At 65.0% G+C, this 15,831-nt stretch carries 14 protein-coding genes; 13 read left to right on the top strand and 1 reads right to left on the bottom strand.

The window, feature by feature from the left end; genetic code table 11:
* Window positions 1–32: 32 nt before the first annotated feature.
* The gene (gene erpA, locus LRX75_RS15295) at window positions 33–365 is read right to left on the bottom strand and encodes an iron-sulfur cluster insertion protein ErpA (RefSeq protein ID WP_231815616.1); all 333 of its coding nucleotides are present in this window, start codon (window positions 363–365) and stop codon (window positions 33–35) included.
* A 199-nt stretch (window positions 366–564) separates the two neighbouring features.
* On the opposite strand from erpA, the gene LRX75_RS15300 reads away from it, so the two are divergent.
* The 13 genes from LRX75_RS15300 to LRX75_RS15360 all read left to right on the top strand — a co-directional run bounded on the left by LRX75_RS15300 (window position 565) and on the right by LRX75_RS15360 (window position 15,815).
* Complete coding sequence (locus tag LRX75_RS15300) at window positions 565–1,782, top strand: deoxyguanosinetriphosphate triphosphohydrolase (protein ID WP_231815695.1); 1,218 nt, start codon at window positions 565–567, stop codon at window positions 1,780–1,782.
* A gap of 104 nt (window positions 1,783–1,886) precedes the next feature.
* A complete protein-coding gene (gene argS, locus LRX75_RS15305) occupies window positions 1,887–3,647 on the top strand; it encodes an arginine--tRNA ligase (protein ID WP_231815617.1) in 1,761 nt (586 codons plus the stop codon).
* 61 nt (window positions 3,648–3,708) lie between these two features.
* Window positions 3,709–6,165: an SPOR domain-containing protein gene (locus LRX75_RS15310; protein WP_231815618.1), complete on the top strand. Its 2,457-nt coding sequence runs from the start codon at window positions 3,709–3,711 to the stop codon at window positions 6,163–6,165.
* 161 nt (window positions 6,166–6,326) lie between these two features.
* Window positions 6,327–7,343, top strand: coding sequence for a beta-N-acetylhexosaminidase (nagZ, locus tag LRX75_RS15315; RefSeq protein WP_231815619.1), 1,017 nt, complete (start codon window positions 6,327–6,329; stop codon window positions 7,341–7,343).
* Between the two features lie 39 nt (window positions 7,344–7,382).
* The gene (locus LRX75_RS15320) at window positions 7,383–8,240 is read left to right on the top strand and encodes a segregation and condensation protein A (protein ID WP_231815620.1); all 858 of its coding nucleotides are present in this window, start codon (window positions 7,383–7,385) and stop codon (window positions 8,238–8,240) included.
* Window positions 8,233–8,937 carry an SMC-Scp complex subunit ScpB gene (scpB, locus tag LRX75_RS15325; RefSeq protein ID WP_231815621.1) on the top strand — a complete coding sequence of 235 codons (705 nt, stop codon included), beginning with the start codon at window positions 8,233–8,235 and terminating at the stop codon, window positions 8,935–8,937. The genes LRX75_RS15320 and scpB overlap by 8 nt, the downstream gene beginning before the upstream one ends.
* Before the next feature lie 248 nt (window positions 8,938–9,185).
* Window positions 9,186–9,443: a twin-arginine translocase TatA/TatE family subunit gene (locus tag LRX75_RS15330; RefSeq protein ID WP_231815622.1), complete on the top strand. Its 258-nt coding sequence runs from the start codon at window positions 9,186–9,188 to the stop codon at window positions 9,441–9,443.
* 63 nt (window positions 9,444–9,506) lie between these two features.
* Entirely contained in the window at window positions 9,507–10,316 is an 810-nt protein-coding gene (gene tatB / locus LRX75_RS15335; RefSeq protein WP_231815623.1) for a Sec-independent protein translocase protein TatB, read from the top strand.
* Window positions 10,313–11,131 carry a twin-arginine translocase subunit TatC gene (gene tatC, locus LRX75_RS15340; RefSeq protein WP_231815624.1) on the top strand — a complete coding sequence of 273 codons (819 nt, stop codon included), beginning with the start codon at window positions 10,313–10,315 and terminating at the stop codon, window positions 11,129–11,131. The genes tatB and tatC overlap by 4 nt, the downstream gene beginning before the upstream one ends.
* A 108-nt stretch (window positions 11,132–11,239) precedes the next feature.
* Entirely contained in the window at window positions 11,240–12,523 is a 1,284-nt protein-coding gene (gene serS, locus LRX75_RS15345) for a serine--tRNA ligase (RefSeq protein ID WP_231815625.1), read from the top strand.
* A 60-nt stretch (window positions 12,524–12,583) separates the two neighbouring features.
* Window positions 12,584–13,237: a protein-L-isoaspartate(D-aspartate) O-methyltransferase gene (locus LRX75_RS15350; protein WP_231815626.1), complete on the top strand. Its 654-nt coding sequence runs from the start codon at window positions 12,584–12,586 to the stop codon at window positions 13,235–13,237.
* A 207-nt stretch (window positions 13,238–13,444) separates the two neighbouring features.
* Window positions 13,445–14,101 carry a biotin biosynthesis protein BioC gene (locus tag LRX75_RS15355; protein WP_231815627.1) on the top strand — a complete coding sequence of 219 codons (657 nt, stop codon included), beginning with the start codon at window positions 13,445–13,447 and terminating at the stop codon, window positions 14,099–14,101.
* A 139-nt stretch (window positions 14,102–14,240) separates the two neighbouring features.
* On the top strand, window positions 14,241–15,815 hold the full coding sequence (locus LRX75_RS15360; protein ID WP_231815628.1) for a peptidoglycan DD-metalloendopeptidase family protein: 1,575 nt from the start codon (window positions 14,241–14,243) through the stop codon (window positions 15,813–15,815).
* Window positions 15,816–15,831: the final 16 nt, after the last annotated feature.

Here is a 15,831-nt window from a genome sequence, read left to right on the forward strand (position 1 = left end):
AACATCCGGTGCGAACCCGCAAATGTCGAGCGTCAGATCGAGAAGCTGGTCCCGCAGCCGCAGCTGGCGACAGCATTCGGGTTTCGGATCTGGAAGGACTGGCCGAGAAGATTGTCGACGAAGTCGATCTCCGAGCCCTCCATGTAGACGAGCGAGAGGCTGTCGATCAGCACCTTCGCCTCGCCCTTTTCCAGAACGAGGTCGTCGTCCGAGCCGTCATCGACCAGATCGAACTTGTAGGAAAAGCCGGAGCAGCCGCCACCTTCGACGGACACGCGCATGGCATGCTTCTCCGCATCACCCTTGAGAATCGTGGCGATGCGCTTTGCGGCGGAATCGGAGAGCGTAACGGTGGTCTCGGTCATTCTGGTGTCTCCTGCCGGGGTCAAGATCCGGAGAGTTTGTCGCCGCTTACGGCGAAATCTGTATCCATGGTCTGCGCCGTGGCCGCCAACGGCATGATTCTGAACGGATCATGCCGTAGAACTGCAGTCCATGCTTTCATGCGGCCGACACTATAGGTATGAAGGCTTTAAAACCGCGTCAATGGGATGCTTCATGCAAATGGCTTTGGACAAGGATGCACTGGGTTTCGGCACCGGACAGCGGGCGATTTTCGCGTCCGATCCCTGGACGAACAGGGGGCGCCTCTACCCCGAGGGCACCAGCACCACCCGGTCCGATTTCCAGCGCGACCGCGACCGCATCGTTCATACCACGGCCTTTCGCCGGCTGAAGCATAAAACCCAGGTCTTCATCGCTGCGGACGGCGATCACTATCGCACCCGGCTGACCCACACGATCGAGGTCGCGCAGATCGCGCGGGCGCTCGCGCGGGCGATGCGCCTCGACGAGGATCTGGCGGAGGGTGTGGCCCTCGTCCACGATTTCGGCCACACGCCCTTCGGGCATACGGGCGAGGATGCCCTTCAGGAGGTGCTCTCGGCGCATGGCGGCTTCGATCACAACGCCCAGTCGCTGCGCATCGTGACCAAGCTGGAGCGCCGCTATGCCGAGTTCGACGGCCTGAACCTGACCTGGGAAAGCCTCGAGGGGCTGGTCAAGCACAACGGACCGCTGACGGGGCCGGCCGCCGACCCGCGCCATCCGGTCGTGCCGCAGCCGATTCTCGATTACTGCGCCCTGCACGATCTGGAGCTTGGCACCTTCGCCAGTCTCGAGGCGCAGGTGGCGGCCATCGCCGACGATATCGCCTACAACACGCACGACATCGACGATGGCCTGCGCTCCGGTTACCTGATCTTCGAAATGCTGGAGGAGATCCCGTTTCTCGCCGGCCTCATGCAGGAGGTGCGGGCGAAGTATCCGGGTCTGGAGGCCGCCCGCTTCACCCATGAGATCATGCGCCGGCAGATCACCGCCATGGTCGAGGATGTCATCGGCGTCGCACAGGGCAACCTGCGCGACATCCGCCCGGAAAGCGCCACCGATATCCGCATGGCCGGACGCGTCGTCGCGACGTTTTCGCCGGAGATGGCGGAGACGGACCGGCTGATCAAACGCATGCTGATGACCCGCATCTACCGGCATGCCGACGTGATGCGGGTGCGGGAGAACGCCGCCAGGATCGTCGTCGATCTCTACCACGCCTTCATGGCGGAGCCGCGCGAGATGCAGACGCATTACTGGATCGACCAGATCGCCGGTCTTGCGGAGCCGGCGAAAGCCCGCCATGTCGCCGATTACATCGCCGGAATGACCGATACCTATGCGATTTCCACGCACCGGCGTTTGTTTGACCACACCCCGGATTTGCGCTAGAGCGCCAGCCACCCGCCCGGTCGAAGATCTCAGTCTGTCAGAGCCGGGCCACTTTGATGCGGACCGCGGCCTGATGTGGCGCGCCCTCCCGGACGATGGATATCATGAACATTTACGCCGACCTCGAAGCCAGAGTGAAGAACGTCCTTGAAGCCATTGATCTGGTGAAGGAAAGACGGTCTGAGCTTGATTTCGCGCGTGTGGCCGTCGAGACCCCGCGCGACCCGAGCCACGGTGACGTCGCGACCAATGCCGCCATGGTGCTGGCAAAGCCGCTGGGAACGAACCCGCGCGCGCTTGCCGAAACCATTGCCGCAGCGCTTCGCGACGATGCCGATATCGCCGAGGTCTCCGTCGCCGGTCCCGGCTTCATCAACATCCGTCTGTCGGTCGGCTACTGGCAGAAGTTGCTGGCCGCGATCGTCATCGCAGGCGACGCCTATGGCCGGAGCGCAGTGGGCGCCGGGCGCAAGATCAATGTCGAGTATGTCTCGGCCAACCCGACCGGCCCCATGCATGTCGGCCACTGCCGGGGCGCCGTGGTGGGCGACACGCTGGCCAATCTGCTCGGCTTTGCCGGCTGGGCCGTCACCAAGGAATATTACATCAACGATGCGGGCTCGCAGATCGACGTCCTCGCCAAATCCGCCATGCTGCGGTATCGCGAAGCGCTGGGCGAAACGATCGGCGAGATTCCGGCAGGCCTCTATCCCGGCGACTATCTCGTGCCGGTCGGGCAGGCGCTCGCGGACGAATTCGGTGCGAGCCTGCTCGGAATGCCGGAGGACGCCTGGATGCCGCTCGTCAAGGAGCGCACCATCGCGGCGATGATGGCGATGATCCGCGAGGATCTGGCCGCGCTCAACGTCCATCACGATGTCTTCTTCTCGGAGCGCACCCTGCATGCCGACGGCGCGCAGCGTATCCGCTCCGCCATCAACGACCTGACGTTCAAGGGCCATGTCTACAAGGGAAGCCTGCCGCCGCCGAAGGGGCAGGTGCCGGAAGATTGGGAAGACCGCGAGCAGACGCTGTTCCGCTCGACGGATGTCGGTGACGATATCGACCGGCCGCTGATCAAGTCGGACGGCTCCTACACCTATTTCGCCGCCGACGTCGCCTATTTCAAGGACAAGTTCGACCGCTCCTTCGACGAGATGATCTATGTGCTGGGCGCGGACCATGGCGGCTACGTCAAGCGGCTGGAAGCTCTGGCGCGTGCCGTCTCGGGTGGTTCCGTCAAGCTGACCGTGCTTCTCTGCCAGCTCGTCAAGCTCTACCGCAACGGCGAGCCGGTGAAGATGTCGAAGCGGTCTGGCGATTTCGTCACGCTGCGTGACGTCGTGGACGAAGTCGGCCGGGATTCGGTGCGCTTCATGATGATCTACCGGAAGAACTCCGAGCCGCTCGATTTCGACTTCGCCAAGGTCACCGAGCAGTCGAAGGACAATCCGGTCTTCTACGTGCAGTATGCGCACGCCCGTTGCCGGTCGATCTTCCGTCAGGCGGCGGACGCGTTTCCGGACCTCGACCTCGACTCCATCGACTATGCGCAGGCCCTGGGAGCGCATATCGCGGATCCTAGCGAGTTGCAGTTGGTCGCCAAGCTGGCAGAATATCCGCGGGTGATCGAGTCGGCGGCGCTGGCGCAGGAGCCGCATCGCATCGCATTTTACCTCTACGATCTGGCCAGCGCGTTCCATGGGCATTGGAACAAGGGCAAAGATTTTCCGGGCTTACGCTTTATTAACGATAAAAGTAGAGAATTGAGCCTTGCCAGACTAGGACTGGTGCATGCGGTTGCCTCCGTTTTGAGGTCCGGCCTTGGTATCACAGGGACGGACGCCCCGAACGAGATGCGATAGCATGTCACCATTTCCCCATATTGGACTGGCACGACCGGCCCAGTTTATGTGAGTGGAGCGAATGGCAGACAAACAGTTGGCACGAAGCACGGATGTGGACCTGAACGCGTTCCCGGATGAAGATCCGTTGAGCGAGCTCGCCCGCATCGTCGGCTACGACAATCGTCCCGCCCTGCAACAGCTCCAGGAGCTGGAGCGTCATCGGGAAGCGGTTCGCTATGATCCGATCGTCGATCTGGAAGAGGAGCTGATGCGGGAGTTCGAGGCGTTCGATACGCCGGCGGCGCCCGAGCCTCAGTCTTCCTTTTCGCCCGAGCCCGTTTCGCGACCGCACCCCATCGTGGAGCCCGTCGCCGCTGCTCCCGTTCAGCCGGCGCCGCGTCCGGTCGAGCCGACCTTCGATCTGCATCCGGAGCCCGTCTTCCAGGCCCAGCCCGATCCGTCGATGGATCTCGGCGACGAGCTGGAGATGTCGCTCGGGTCTGCACCCGAGCCTGTTCCTTTCGTCGAGCAGATCCCGGTCGAGCCCGTTCGCCCTGAGCCTGTTCGCCCTGAGCCCGTCGCCGCCGTTGCGCCCGCTCAGCAGCCTGCCCGTCCCCGAGCCGATCCCCTGCTGGATACGGTCGAGCATTTCGCCGTGCCGAGCGCGCCGGCGCGCCCTGCCGTTTCCGCGGACGCGGCGCGGAAGAACAACTATCCTTTCACGCCGAACTTCAGCCGTGCGACACCCGTCGCGCTGAACGGCGGCGCGCCGCGCACCTTCGCGACGCCGCTGCCGCCTGCGCCGGTTGCTCCGGTCGCCCCTGCGCCCGTCGCACACATGCCCGTCGCCGCTGCGCCGGTCGTGGCGGCGCCCGTTCTCCCGGCTGCCGCTCCCCAGGCCTTCGTCGCCCCGGCGCCGGTCGCAGCCCCCATTGCGCAGCCTGCACCGGTCGCCGCCTCGGAAGCCGAACCGGACTTCGACCTCGACGATTTCGAGATCGATCTGTCCGATATCGAGCTCGAACTGGACATGGCGACGGAAGAGGTCGCTGCGATCGAGGAACCGGTCGAGCCCTTCACCGAAGTGGAGCTTCCCTTCGATCCCTCGCTGATCGCCGAAGCCGATTATGGCGTGGCGGCAACCGGCGAGATCGACGTGCCGCAGCTGCCCGTCGTCGAGGAGCAGGCCCATCCTCTCGATGCCGGCGACTATGATCTCGATATCGATGCCGAGATGGCGCAGATCTTCAGTGCCGGTCGTCAGGCGTCGGAGCGTGGCAATGGTGGCCTGCAGGCCGCAATGGCTGCCGGCATCGCAAGTGCCGCAACTCCGGCCCGTGCCTCCCACGAAGAGTTCGCCGATTTCGAGCGGGCGATGGAAGAGGACTTCCGCCGTTCGATCAGCCAGCGCCAGGAAGTCATCGGGCAGGGCGACCGATATGCCGAGCCGACCTATGGCAACGCTAACGAAACCCGCCCGCGCGGCAAGCTGCTGCTTCTCGCCAGTGCGGCCGCCATCGTGCTGATCGCCGGAGGCGTGGGCGCCTACACCCTGATGGGCAGCGTCGGCTCGTCCTTCACCAGCGGCGAACCGCAGATCATTCTCGCCGACAAGACGCCGACCAAGATGGTGCCGGTCGAAAAGGGTGGAAAGACCGTTCCGAACCAGGACAAGGCCGTCTACGACCGTGTCGCAGGCGCCCAGGAAGATGCACCGCAGCAGGGCACGCTGGTTTCCTCCACCGAGGAGCCGATCGACGTCGTCCAGCGCACGCTGACGCCGGAGAGCCTGCCGCTCGAAGGGATGAACGGGCTCGACGGCATGTCGCCTTCTGACGACGAGGGTGCAGACCGTCTGATGCCGGACGATGGCGATGCGCAGGCAAGTGCCGCGAACGAGGATGCCGCACCGGCCGTTGCACCGCGCAAGGTCCGGACCATGATCGTCCGCCCGGACGGAACGCTCGTCGCCCGCGAGGATCTCGCACCGGAAGACGCCGCGGTTGTTGTCGCTGCGGAGCCGGCAATCAAGACGGTCAAGACCAGCGCGCTGAAGCCGAACACACCGGCGCTGGCGACTGCTGCACAGGACGATGTCGGTGCGCTCGCCGCCGCCGCCAGTGCCGCAGTGCCTGCTGCCGAGATCGCCAAGGCCCAGCCGCTCCCGGAAGCCAAGCCCGTCGAGACCGCGAAAGCGACACGCAAGCCGGTCGATACTTTCGCGACGCCGTCTCCCGCGGCAAGCGCCGTGCCGGCCGAAGCCTCGCCCGTGCAGACGGCGTCGATCGCCCCCGGCAGCTATGTCGTTCAGGTCGCGTCCCTTCCGTCGGAGGCCGAGGCGCAGAAATCCTACAAGAGCCTGACCGGCAAATATGGCAGCGTCATCGCCGGCCGCGGCGTCGACATCAAGAAAGCCGACATCGCCGGCAAGGGCACCTATTACCGCGTCCGCATCCCGGCCGGCAGCCGCGACGAAGCGAACGCGCTCTGCTCGCGCCTGAAAAGTGCCGGCGGAAGCTGCCTGGTCACCCGTTAAGGGTCGCACCACGCTTGACGAAAAGGGCGCGGCTTCGGCTGCGCCCTTGCGCGTTTGGGGCGACGGCGAGGACGGGCGAATCGCTCGCCTCTTGCTCTCCGGCGCGATCCGTCCTTAAACCGAACGCGAACGACGACAACAAAAGGCATGAGGGTGACGCCATGAGCGGATCGAAAGCATTCATCTCCGGCTGCAAGGGCCTCTCTCTGACCGCCGACGAGAAGGCCTTCTTCGCCGACGAGCGTCCGTGGGGCTTCATCCTGTTTGCCCGCAACATCGGGGAGGCCGCGCAGATCTCGGATCTCGTCGCCAGCCTCCGCGACAGCATCGGCAATCCCAAGGCGCCCGTCCTGATCGATCAGGAAGGCGGACGGGTGCAGCGCATCCGTCCGCCGCTCGCCGGCACCTATCCGAACGCGGCCACCATCGGCGCCCTGTTCCAAGCCGATCCGGAAAAGGGGCTGCGGGCGGCCTGGCTCATGTCGCGCCTCCACGCCTTCGACCTCATGCGCTACGGCATCAATGTCGATTGCCTGCCGGTGCTCGACGTGGCGGCGGAGGGCATGAGCGAGGCGATCGGCAGCCGGGCGTATTCCTCCGATCCCCAGGCCGTGGCGGCCCTTGGTGCGGCGGCGGCGGAGGGGCTCAAGGCCGGCGGCATGCTGCCCGTCATGAAGCATATGCCCGGCCATGGCCGCGCGCTGGTCGATTCGCATCACAAGCTGCCGGTGGTCGATCGTAGCTTCGAGGAGCTCGCCGTCAGCGACTTCGTGCCTTTCGTCGCGCTGAAATCCGAAGTCATGGCCATGTCCGCCCACATCGTCTTCACCGCCATCGATCCCGATCGCCCCGCGACGACGTCGCGGAAGGTCGTGGACGAGGTCATCCGCGGGCATATCGGTTTCGACGGATTGCTGATGTCCGACGACGTGTCGATGAATGCGCTTGCCGGCGACATGGAAACGCGGGCGAGGGGCATCGTCGAGGCCGGGCTCGACCTCGTCCTCCATTGCCACGGGATCATGGAGGAGATGCAGGCCGTCTCGCGTGTGGTGCCGGTGCTCTCCGGCGATTCCCTCCGCCGCGCCGAGATCGCTGCGGCGAGCTTCCGTGCGCCGGACGATGCCGACGAGGCAACGTTGCGGTCCGAATTCCTGGAGATGTTGCCGAGTGCCTGACGCACCCCTGTCCGCCGCAACCCCCTTGGACATCGCCGGATGAGCCGGGCCGATGGTCGCGAGCGTGCGCGCGGCGACGTGCCGATGGATGCGCATTGGCAGGCCGACGAGCGGGCGCTCCACGAGGCGGAACTGGTGGTGGATATCGCCGGCTTCGAAGGTCCACTCGATCTCCTGCTGCACCTTGCACGAAACCAGAAGGTTGATCTCTCCCGCATTTCGGTGCTGGCGCTGGCCGAGCAGTATATCGCCTTCATCGAGAGCGCCCGGTCGATCCGGCTGGAGCTCGCCGCCGACTACCTCGTCATGGCGGCCTGGCTCGCCTTCCTGAAGTCGCGCCTTCTCATTCCGCAGCCGCACAAGGACGATGGGCCGTCGGGTGAGGAAATGGCTTTGGCACTGGCCTTCCGGCTCAAACGGCTGGAAGCCATGCGCGATGCCGCCACCCGGCTCGTCAACCGCAACCGGCTGGGCCGCGACGTCTTTGCCCGCGGCGCGCCCGAGCACATTCCCGTCGAGCGCACCTCTGCCTTCGAGGCGTCGCTCTACGACCTCCTGCAGGCCTATGCCAGCCTGCGCCAGCGGGAAGCCGTGATGCAGGTGACGATCGAGCGGCGGCAGGTCTGGTCGCTCGCCGATGCGCGCCTCGTTCTCGCGCGTCTCATGGGTGGCCTGTCCGACTGGACGGCACTCGATCATTTTCTGCTGCGCTATGTCGGCGATCCCCGCCAGCGCGTCAGCGCCATCGCCAGTGCCTTCGCCGCCTCGCTGGAAATGGTCCGCGAGGGCCGGCTGGAGATCCGGCAGGAGGAAGCTTTCGCGCCTCTTTATGTCCGGCTCGGGGAGAACCCGATGACCGAGGACGAGATCGCCGATCTGGAGGCGCGCAATGGTTGACGCCCACGGGGAGGGCACCCTTGTCCGCGAGGGGCACGATCGACACCGGGCCGACGAGCTGGAACGCATCGCCGAGGCGCTCGTCTTCGCGGCGGCCCAGCCCGTGTCGGAAGCCTATCTCGCCCAGCGCCTGCCGGCCGGTACGGATGTTCGCGGTATCATGCTCGGCCTGAAGGCCTTTTATGCGAAGCGCGGCGTCAACCTCGTGCAGGTCGATGATCACTGGGCGTTCCGCACGGCAGCCGATCTGTCCTTCGCCTTGTCGTCGGACGCGCAGGAGGTGCGCAAGCTCTCGCGCGCAGCCCTCGAAATCCTCTCGGTCATCGCCTACCACCAGCCTGTCACACGCGCCGAGATCGAGGACATCCGCGGCGTGCAGACCTCCAAGGGGACGCTCGACGTCCTGATGGAGGCCGGATGGGTTCGATTTCGCGGACGCCGCCGGACGCCCGGGCGCCCGGTGACGTTTGCGACGACGCGCGATTTTCTCGACCATTTCGGCCTGGAGGAACTGCGCGACCTGCCCGGTCTGGACGAGCTGAAGGGCGCGGGCCTCCTTGCGGGCCGCATTCCGCCCAACTTCCATGTTCCCCTGCCATCGGGAGACGACGGGCTCTCGGATGACGAAGATCCGATCACCGCCCTCGACCTGGAAGAGCTCGGTCTCCTGGCGCCGCGTGGCGACGAGCCTGCCTGATCTTGACCACGGCGGTCCGGCCGATGCTCTCGGGGGATTGAACAGCGTGAGCATTGCGCGACATCGCCGTTTCCTTTAGATCTTTGCCCGAAAAGCAGGATTGCGTTCCCTACGGAGAATCGCGTCGGCCGACAAAGACGAGGGCTGAGGGCAGGGCGGTGACGCCGGCTCGACGGCTCGACAAAGTGGAACAGGGCAGGCAGGCCATCCCGGATGGGTTTGTCGGATTTGCAGGGAGTTTTAAGAGAATGGGTTCATTCAGCATCTGGCACTGGCTCATCGTGCTCGTGGTCGTCCTGCTGCTCTTCGGTCGCGGCAAGATCCCGGAATTGATGGGCGATGTCGCCAAGGGCATCAAGAGCTTCAAGAAGGGCATGACCGACGACGAGACGGATGTCGCCGACAAGCCCGGTTACGACAAGCCCGGCTACGACAAGGGTCCCTATGACAAGGGCGGCCCGATCGATCCGCGGACCGTCGAACATAAATCCGACGAAGTCCGCTGATCAGCCAGTCCGGGCGCGCAGCATGTGCCGCGCGTCCCATCATGATGTGCGGAGTTCCTGAGTATGCTTGACGTCGGCTGGACCGAGCTTGTTGTCATCGCCATCGTCCTGATCATCGTCGTTGGCCCGAAGGACCTGCCGCCGATGCTCCGGACCTTCGGCAAGATGATGTCGAAGATGCGCGGCATGGCTGCCGATTTCCGCCACCAGTTCGACGAGGCGCTGCGCGAGGCGGATCTCGACGATGTGCGCAAGACGCTGAGCGACGCGCAGAAGCTCAATCCCGCAAACAGCCTGCGCGAGGCGATGAACCCGCTCCGCCAGATGGGCAACGACATCAAGGCCGACCTGCAGAAGGCGACCCGGCCGGATGAAAAGCCGGCAACCACCGGCTCGGACATTCCGCCCTCTCCGGAGATGGCGGCGTCGGTCGCGCTACCGGCCGAACAGCCCGCGGTCCCCGCAGGCAGCGTCGCTCCGGCGGTCGCTACGCCGAATGCCGTCGCCGCCAGTCCGGTTACCGCCGTGACCTCCGCACCCCTTGTCGCCGTGACCCAGCTTGCGCCCGCCACGCCTGTTTCGCCGGGTGTTCCGCTCGCCGCCGACACGGGTCTCGGTCCCAAGCCCCGCAAGCGCTCCGTGAAAGCGGATGCCGGGGCTGTCGATGGCCAGGCGATGGCCGTGCCGCGCAAGAAGCCTGCAAAGGCAGCCGGTGACGCCACGACGGCCAAGCCGCGCAAACGCCCCGCGGCAACCGTCGGCGATGCCGAGGTTGCCGCGATCGGCGCGAAACTCGCCAAGCGGAAAAAGGCGGTGAAAGCCGACGGACCGCTTGAGACACCGATGACGCCGAAGAGCGGAGACGAGGCATGAGCGCCGAAATCGAAGACAAGCCCCAGCCGCTTCTCGATCATCTCATCGAGCTGCGCACCCGACTGATCTGGGCCGTCGGCGCCTTCTTCATCGCCTTTCTGGTCTGCTTCTTCTTCGCCAAGCAGATCTTCAACATTCTCGTGCAGCCCTACAAATGGGCCGTGTCCTGGGCGGGACTCGATCACCGCGCTGCGGGCCTCATCTACACGGCCCCGCAGGAATTCTTCTTCACGCAGATCAAGGTGGCCATGTTCGGCGCTCTGGTCATCGCCTTTCCGATGATCGCGACGCAGCTCTACAAATTCGTCGCGCCCGGCCTTTACAAGAACGAGCGTGCCGCGTTCCTGCCGTTCCTTATCGCGTCGCCGCTGCTGTTCCTGCTCGGCGCGGCGCTGGTCTATTTCTTCTTCACGCCGATGGTGATGTGGTTCTTCCTGAACATGCAGCAGGAGGGCGGGCAGGGCGAGGTGTCGATCCAGCTTCTGCCGAAGGTATCGGAATATCTCAGCCTGATCATGTCGCTGATCTTCGCGTTCGGCCTCGTCTTCCAGCTGCCGGTCATCACCACGCTTCTGGCGCGTGTGGGCTTCGTCACGGCCGATACACTTGCGGCCAAGCGGAAATATGCGATCGTCATTTCGTTCATCGCCGCGGCCATCCTGACGCCGCCGGATCCCGTCTCCCAGATCGGCCTTGCGATCCCGGCGATCCTTCTCTACGAGATTTCCATCTATACGGCCCGACTCATCGAGCGCCAGCGCGCCAGAGATGCGGCGTCGCGGGAGCTTGCGGAAGCCGACGAGAAGACGGACTGATCTCTGGAAAAGGGGATGCGGCTGTCTTCACACGGTCCGCAAGGTCTTCGGCGTCTTCGTCCGCATTCCCTGCGGAATGTCGGGTCTCTCACGTCCGGAGACTGATCGATGCTCGATATCAAATGGGTGCGGGACAATCCCGAAGCGTTCGACGCGGCACTGGCAAAGCGCAGCGCCCCTGCGCAAGCCGCGAGCCTGATCGCGCTGGACGAGAAGCGGCGCGGCCTCGTGCAGGCGCTGCAGGACATGCAGTCCCGTCGCAATTCCGCATCGAAGGAGATCGGTGCGGCGATGGCGCAGAAGAACGCCGAGCTGGCCGATCGCCTGAAGGCCGAGGTGGCCGAACTGAAAACCGCGATGCCGGCGCTCGAGGACCAGACGCGCGCGGTGGATGCCGAGCTTCTCGACGTGCTCTCCCGCCTGCCCAACATCCCCCTGGATGACGTTCCGGTCGGCGCCGACGAGCACGCGAACACCGTGACCCGTACGGTCGGCACGCGTCCCGGCTGGAACCACAAGGCGCTGGAGCATTTTGAAATCGGCGAAGCGCTCGGCTACATGGATTTCGAACGGGCCGCCAAGCTGTCCGGCTCCCGCTTCACGGTGCTGACAGGCCCGCTGGCACGCATGGAGCGGGCGCTCGGCCAGTTCATGATCGACCTTCACACCGGCGAGCACGGCTATACCGAGGTGTCCTCGCCGCTGATGGTGCGGGACGATGCCATGTTCGGCACCGGCCAGCTTCCCAAATTCGCCGAGGATCTGTTCCGCACGACCGACGGCCGCTGGCTGATCCCGACGGCCGAGGTGACACTGACGAATCTCGTGCGCGAAGAGATCGTCGAGGCGGAGAAGCTGCCGCTGCGCTACACGGCGCTGACGCCGTCCTTCCGTTCCGAAGCCGGGTCCGCCGGTCGGGATACCCGCGGCATGCTGCGCCAGCACCAGTTCTGGAAATGCGAGCTCGTCTCCATCACGGACGCGGAGACGTCGATCGAGGAGCACGAGCGGATGACGGCCTGTGCGGAAGAGGTGCTGAAGCGTCTCGGCCTGCATTATCGTGTCCTCACGCTCTGCACCGGCGACATGGGCTTTGGCGCGCGCAAGACCTACGATCTCGAAGTCTGGCTTCCGGGGCAGAACACCTTTCGCGAGGTCTCCTCCTGCTCCGTCTGCGGCGATTTCCAGGGCCGGCGCATGAATGCGCGCTATCGCTCGAAGGACGAAAAGGCGCTGAAGTTCGTCCACACGCTGAACGGTTCGGGCACCGCCGTCGGCCGCGCGCTGATCGCGGTCATGGAAAACTACCTGAACGAGGACGGTTCGGTCACCGTGCCCGACGTTCTCCAGCCCTATATGGGCGGGTTGACGCGGATCGAAGCCGCGCGTTGATGCGCGGGCAACGCGGCCCCGGCCGGGCGCCGCGTTGCCGATGAAGGGGAGGACGGGCGGATGGCGACACGATTGCTGGAGCAGGAGGGCTTTGCCGCGCTGGTGCTGCGTCTGCGCGCCGAGGGCATCACCAACAAGGGCCTCCTGAACGCCGTCGAGGAAACGCCGCGCACCCTGTTTGCGCCGGCCCCCTATCAGAAGGAGGCACTGTCGTCCCGCATCGTCCCGCTCGACTGCGGATCCTTCATGGAAGGCTTCGACTTCGCGGTGCGCACGCTGCATGCCTTGGGCGTGAAGCCGGGGCAGCGCATCCTCGAGATCGGGACCGGGAGCGGCTTCACGGCGGCCGTCATGGGGCGGATCGCCGAGCGCGTGCTGAGCTACGAGCGCTACAAGACGCTGGTCACCAATGCACAGGCGAGCCTTGACAAGGCTGGCATCCGCAACGTCATCGTCCGGCAGGCCGATGGCAGCGCCGGCCTGGTGGGCGAGGGCACCTTCGACCGCATCCTCGTCACGACGGCTTTCGACAGCCTGCCGCGCGTCTTTTCCGACCATCTCGTCTCGGGCGGCGTCCTGCTCGTGCCCATCATGGTCAGCGAAACCGAATGTCGCATGGTGCGCCTCACCCGGACCGGGAGCCGCTTCGACCGCGAGGATCTGTTCGAGGCGCCCTATCTGCCGATCGTCCCGAAAATGGCGGCATTCCTTTAGAATCACGGGAGGTTTTGCCCGCCCGACGCATCGCACCATCCGCAGCGATGGAGGATGCCGGCGACAGTCTTCTGGCAATTCAAATGGTTAACGCGGCGTTAACGTGATCCAGCCTCGCGCAAGCCTTGGCATCTACCCCAAGGACAGACCTCCCAGAGCTTTGCAGAGGTGCAGGCTCCCGAGGCGTTAGGCGCAAGGAGCATGTCCATGCAGATTGCAGGCAAGACGATCACCGCGACCAATGATACCGGCCCCCGCAATCTGCGCTCCCCGGTCCAGGCCCGGCCGGATGCGGACAGCCGTGAAGCATCGGCGCCTTCGGTCGTCATCGGTGGAAACTACGATCCGTCTTCCCGCGTTTCCCTCTCCGCTGAAACCTTGCTGTTCCTCTCGCGAACGCGGCGGGCCCAGGAAAAATATCCGCCGCTGACGCGCGACGAATGGAACAACAAGCTCTCGCCGCAGCTGGCCGCCCGCGAGTACCAGGCCTTCGGCAAGTATGGCGAGACGGGTGACTACAAGGCCTATTATCGCGGCTTCATCGACTATTACGACAATCTGCGGCCGGACGATCAGCACAGTCTTCGCTACTTCGGCACGCGCGACGCCGCCGTCGCCGGGTTGCGCTCCACGGAATACGAGGACGAGTCGGGCCTCGATGCGGCGGGTGGATTCCAGACCCTGGTCGACGTGCTTCTGGATGGTGAGAAGCCCACGCCATCGGATCAGGCCGGCGATGCGCCGGGCGTGATGATCACCGGCGATATGTTCGGTTGGGACAGCGGATCGGTCTCGTACGAGGACGTCACCGAAAGCCGCGCCGAGCATTCCGAGATCGAGCGCTTCTATCGCGAAAGCTTTTGATCTCCCTGTGGATTTCGAAGAGCGCGATCGGCAGCTACGGGGTTAAAACCACAAAGGATGACCGGGTCTTAACCCGCCGGTAACTCTAATACGTTTTAATAAACCTACATCGGGGCTGTGTTCCAAGTAGGTAAGCGTCATGCGTTTGAGTGTTTCGTCATCTGTTCATACATCGGTCATCCGTCTGGGCATGGCCGTTCTCCTGGCGAGCGCGGCGAGTGGCTGCAGTTCGGACTCGTCCCGGTTCGGAGGGCTGTTTTCACGCTCGTCCGACCTGACGACAAATTCCATTCCCAGCGCGTCCGTGCCGGTTCCTCGCGGCGATATCGATGGAAGCGGCAACATGCCGCCCATGTCGAACACCCGCCAGGCAGCCGTCGGCCAGCCCTTCCCGGATCCGGTCAGCGCAACGCCGGTGTCCCGCACGCGGGTCGCCTCCACGCCGATGAACGTTCAGCGGACGACGCTTGCCGAACCGACGGCCGAGCCGACCCGCCGCCCGAGCGCCCAGCCGTTCCCGTCCGAAACGTCCTCTGCACACCGCGGGGCGCCGGCACTGGCGACACCCGATCCGGTCAATACCGCGACCGTTCGTCCGTCCAGCGGCTGGTCCACCGTCAACGCTCCGGCTGTGCTGATGCGCCAGGGCGATACGACGGCATCGCTCGCAACCCGCTTCGGCGTGCCGGAAAAAGAGATCCTGAAGGCCAACGGCCTGAAGCGCGGCTCCGACGCCGAGCCGGGTCAGCGCATTCTCATCCCCACCTATGGCGCCGCCGGTAGTGCGGCCAAGGCATCGGCTTCCCAGGCGGCGACCGCCCTCGACGTCGACAAGCAGAAGAACAAGCCGGTCCTCCCGGAAAACCGCGATGTCGCCATCCTGCCGACGCAGACGCAGAGCCGTGAAAAGGGCTCAACCGCGAACGGCACCACGGCCGGCAAGCAGCCGGTCACCGGCGAAGGCGACAAGGCCGGAACCTACACGGTGAAGGCCGGCGATTCGCTGAACCGCATCGCCAAGGCCAATGGTGTCTCCGTCGATCAGCTGCGGGCCGAAAACGGCCTGACGAGCGGCGCGATCCGCGTCGGCCAGGCTCTGAAGCTGCCGAAGACGAGCTCGGTCGCCCGCAACACGGCCCAGCCGGAAACCGACGAGGTCACCACGGCATCGGTGACGCCGAAGGCGGCCGCGCCGAAGATCGAGCCGAAGACGGCGAAGGTCGAGCAGGCCAAGGCCGACGCATCCAAGCCGACGGAGTACACACCGGCCGTTGCCAAGCAGTCGGTCAACGAGGTCGCCGCCAAGGACGATGGGTCCGATGCGCCCAAGGCAACCGGCATCAGCAAGTATCGCTGGCCGGTGCGCGGCGCGGTCGTTGCAGGCTACGGCGCCAATGTCGAAGGCAACCGCAATGACGGCATCAACATCTCGGTTCCCGAGGGCACGCCGATCAAGGCCGCGGAAAACGGCGTGGTCATCTATTCCGGCAGCAGCCTGAAGGAGCTCGGCAACGCGGTTCTCGTGCGCCACGACGACGGCACGGTCACAGTCTACGGCAACGCCTCGGAGCTGAAGGTCCAGCGCGGCCAGAAGATCCAGCGCGGCCAGACACTCGCAGCATCCGGCATGAGCGGCACCGCGACCCAGCCGCAGGTGCACTTCGAAGTTCGAAAGAACGCAACGGCGGTCAATCCGGCGACCTACCTCGAATAGGCACGTCGTTCCACAG

The sequence above is a fragment of the Rhizobium quercicola genome, from assembly GCF_021168455.1.
In the GTDB taxonomy this organism is placed as follows: Bacteria; Pseudomonadota; Alphaproteobacteria; order Rhizobiales; family Rhizobiaceae; genus Ferranicluibacter; species Ferranicluibacter quercicola.

Bases quoted from the DNA above. Each gene is read 5' to 3' on its own strand.
- erpA (WP_231815616.1), bottom strand. From the start codon at position 365: ATGACCGAGACCACCGTTACGCTCTCCGATTCCGCCGCAAAGCGCATC.
- LRX75_RS15300 (WP_231815695.1), top strand. From the start codon at position 565: ATGGCTTTGGACAAGGATGCACTGGGTTTCGGCACCGGACAGCGGGCG.
- argS (WP_231815617.1), top strand. From the start codon at position 1,887: ATGAACATTTACGCCGACCTCGAAGCCAGAGTGAAGAACGTCCTTGAA.
- LRX75_RS15310 (WP_231815618.1), top strand. From the start codon at position 3,709: ATGGCAGACAAACAGTTGGCACGAAGCACGGATGTGGACCTGAACGCG.
- nagZ (WP_231815619.1), top strand. From the start codon at position 6,327: ATGAGCGGATCGAAAGCATTCATCTCCGGCTGCAAGGGCCTCTCTCTG.
- LRX75_RS15320 (WP_231815620.1), top strand. From the start codon at position 7,383: ATGAGCCGGGCCGATGGTCGCGAGCGTGCGCGCGGCGACGTGCCGATG.
- scpB (WP_231815621.1), top strand. From the start codon at position 8,233: ATGGTTGACGCCCACGGGGAGGGCACCCTTGTCCGCGAGGGGCACGAT.
- LRX75_RS15330 (WP_231815622.1), top strand. From the start codon at position 9,186: ATGGGTTCATTCAGCATCTGGCACTGGCTCATCGTGCTCGTGGTCGTC.
- tatB (WP_231815623.1), top strand. From the start codon at position 9,507: ATGCTTGACGTCGGCTGGACCGAGCTTGTTGTCATCGCCATCGTCCTG.
- tatC (WP_231815624.1), top strand. From the start codon at position 10,313: ATGAGCGCCGAAATCGAAGACAAGCCCCAGCCGCTTCTCGATCATCTC.
- serS (WP_231815625.1), top strand. From the start codon at position 11,240: ATGCTCGATATCAAATGGGTGCGGGACAATCCCGAAGCGTTCGACGCG.
- LRX75_RS15350 (WP_231815626.1), top strand. From the start codon at position 12,584: ATGGCGACACGATTGCTGGAGCAGGAGGGCTTTGCCGCGCTGGTGCTG.
- LRX75_RS15355 (WP_231815627.1), top strand. From the start codon at position 13,445: ATGCAGATTGCAGGCAAGACGATCACCGCGACCAATGATACCGGCCCC.
- LRX75_RS15360 (WP_231815628.1), top strand. From the start codon at position 14,241: ATGCGTTTGAGTGTTTCGTCATCTGTTCATACATCGGTCATCCGTCTG.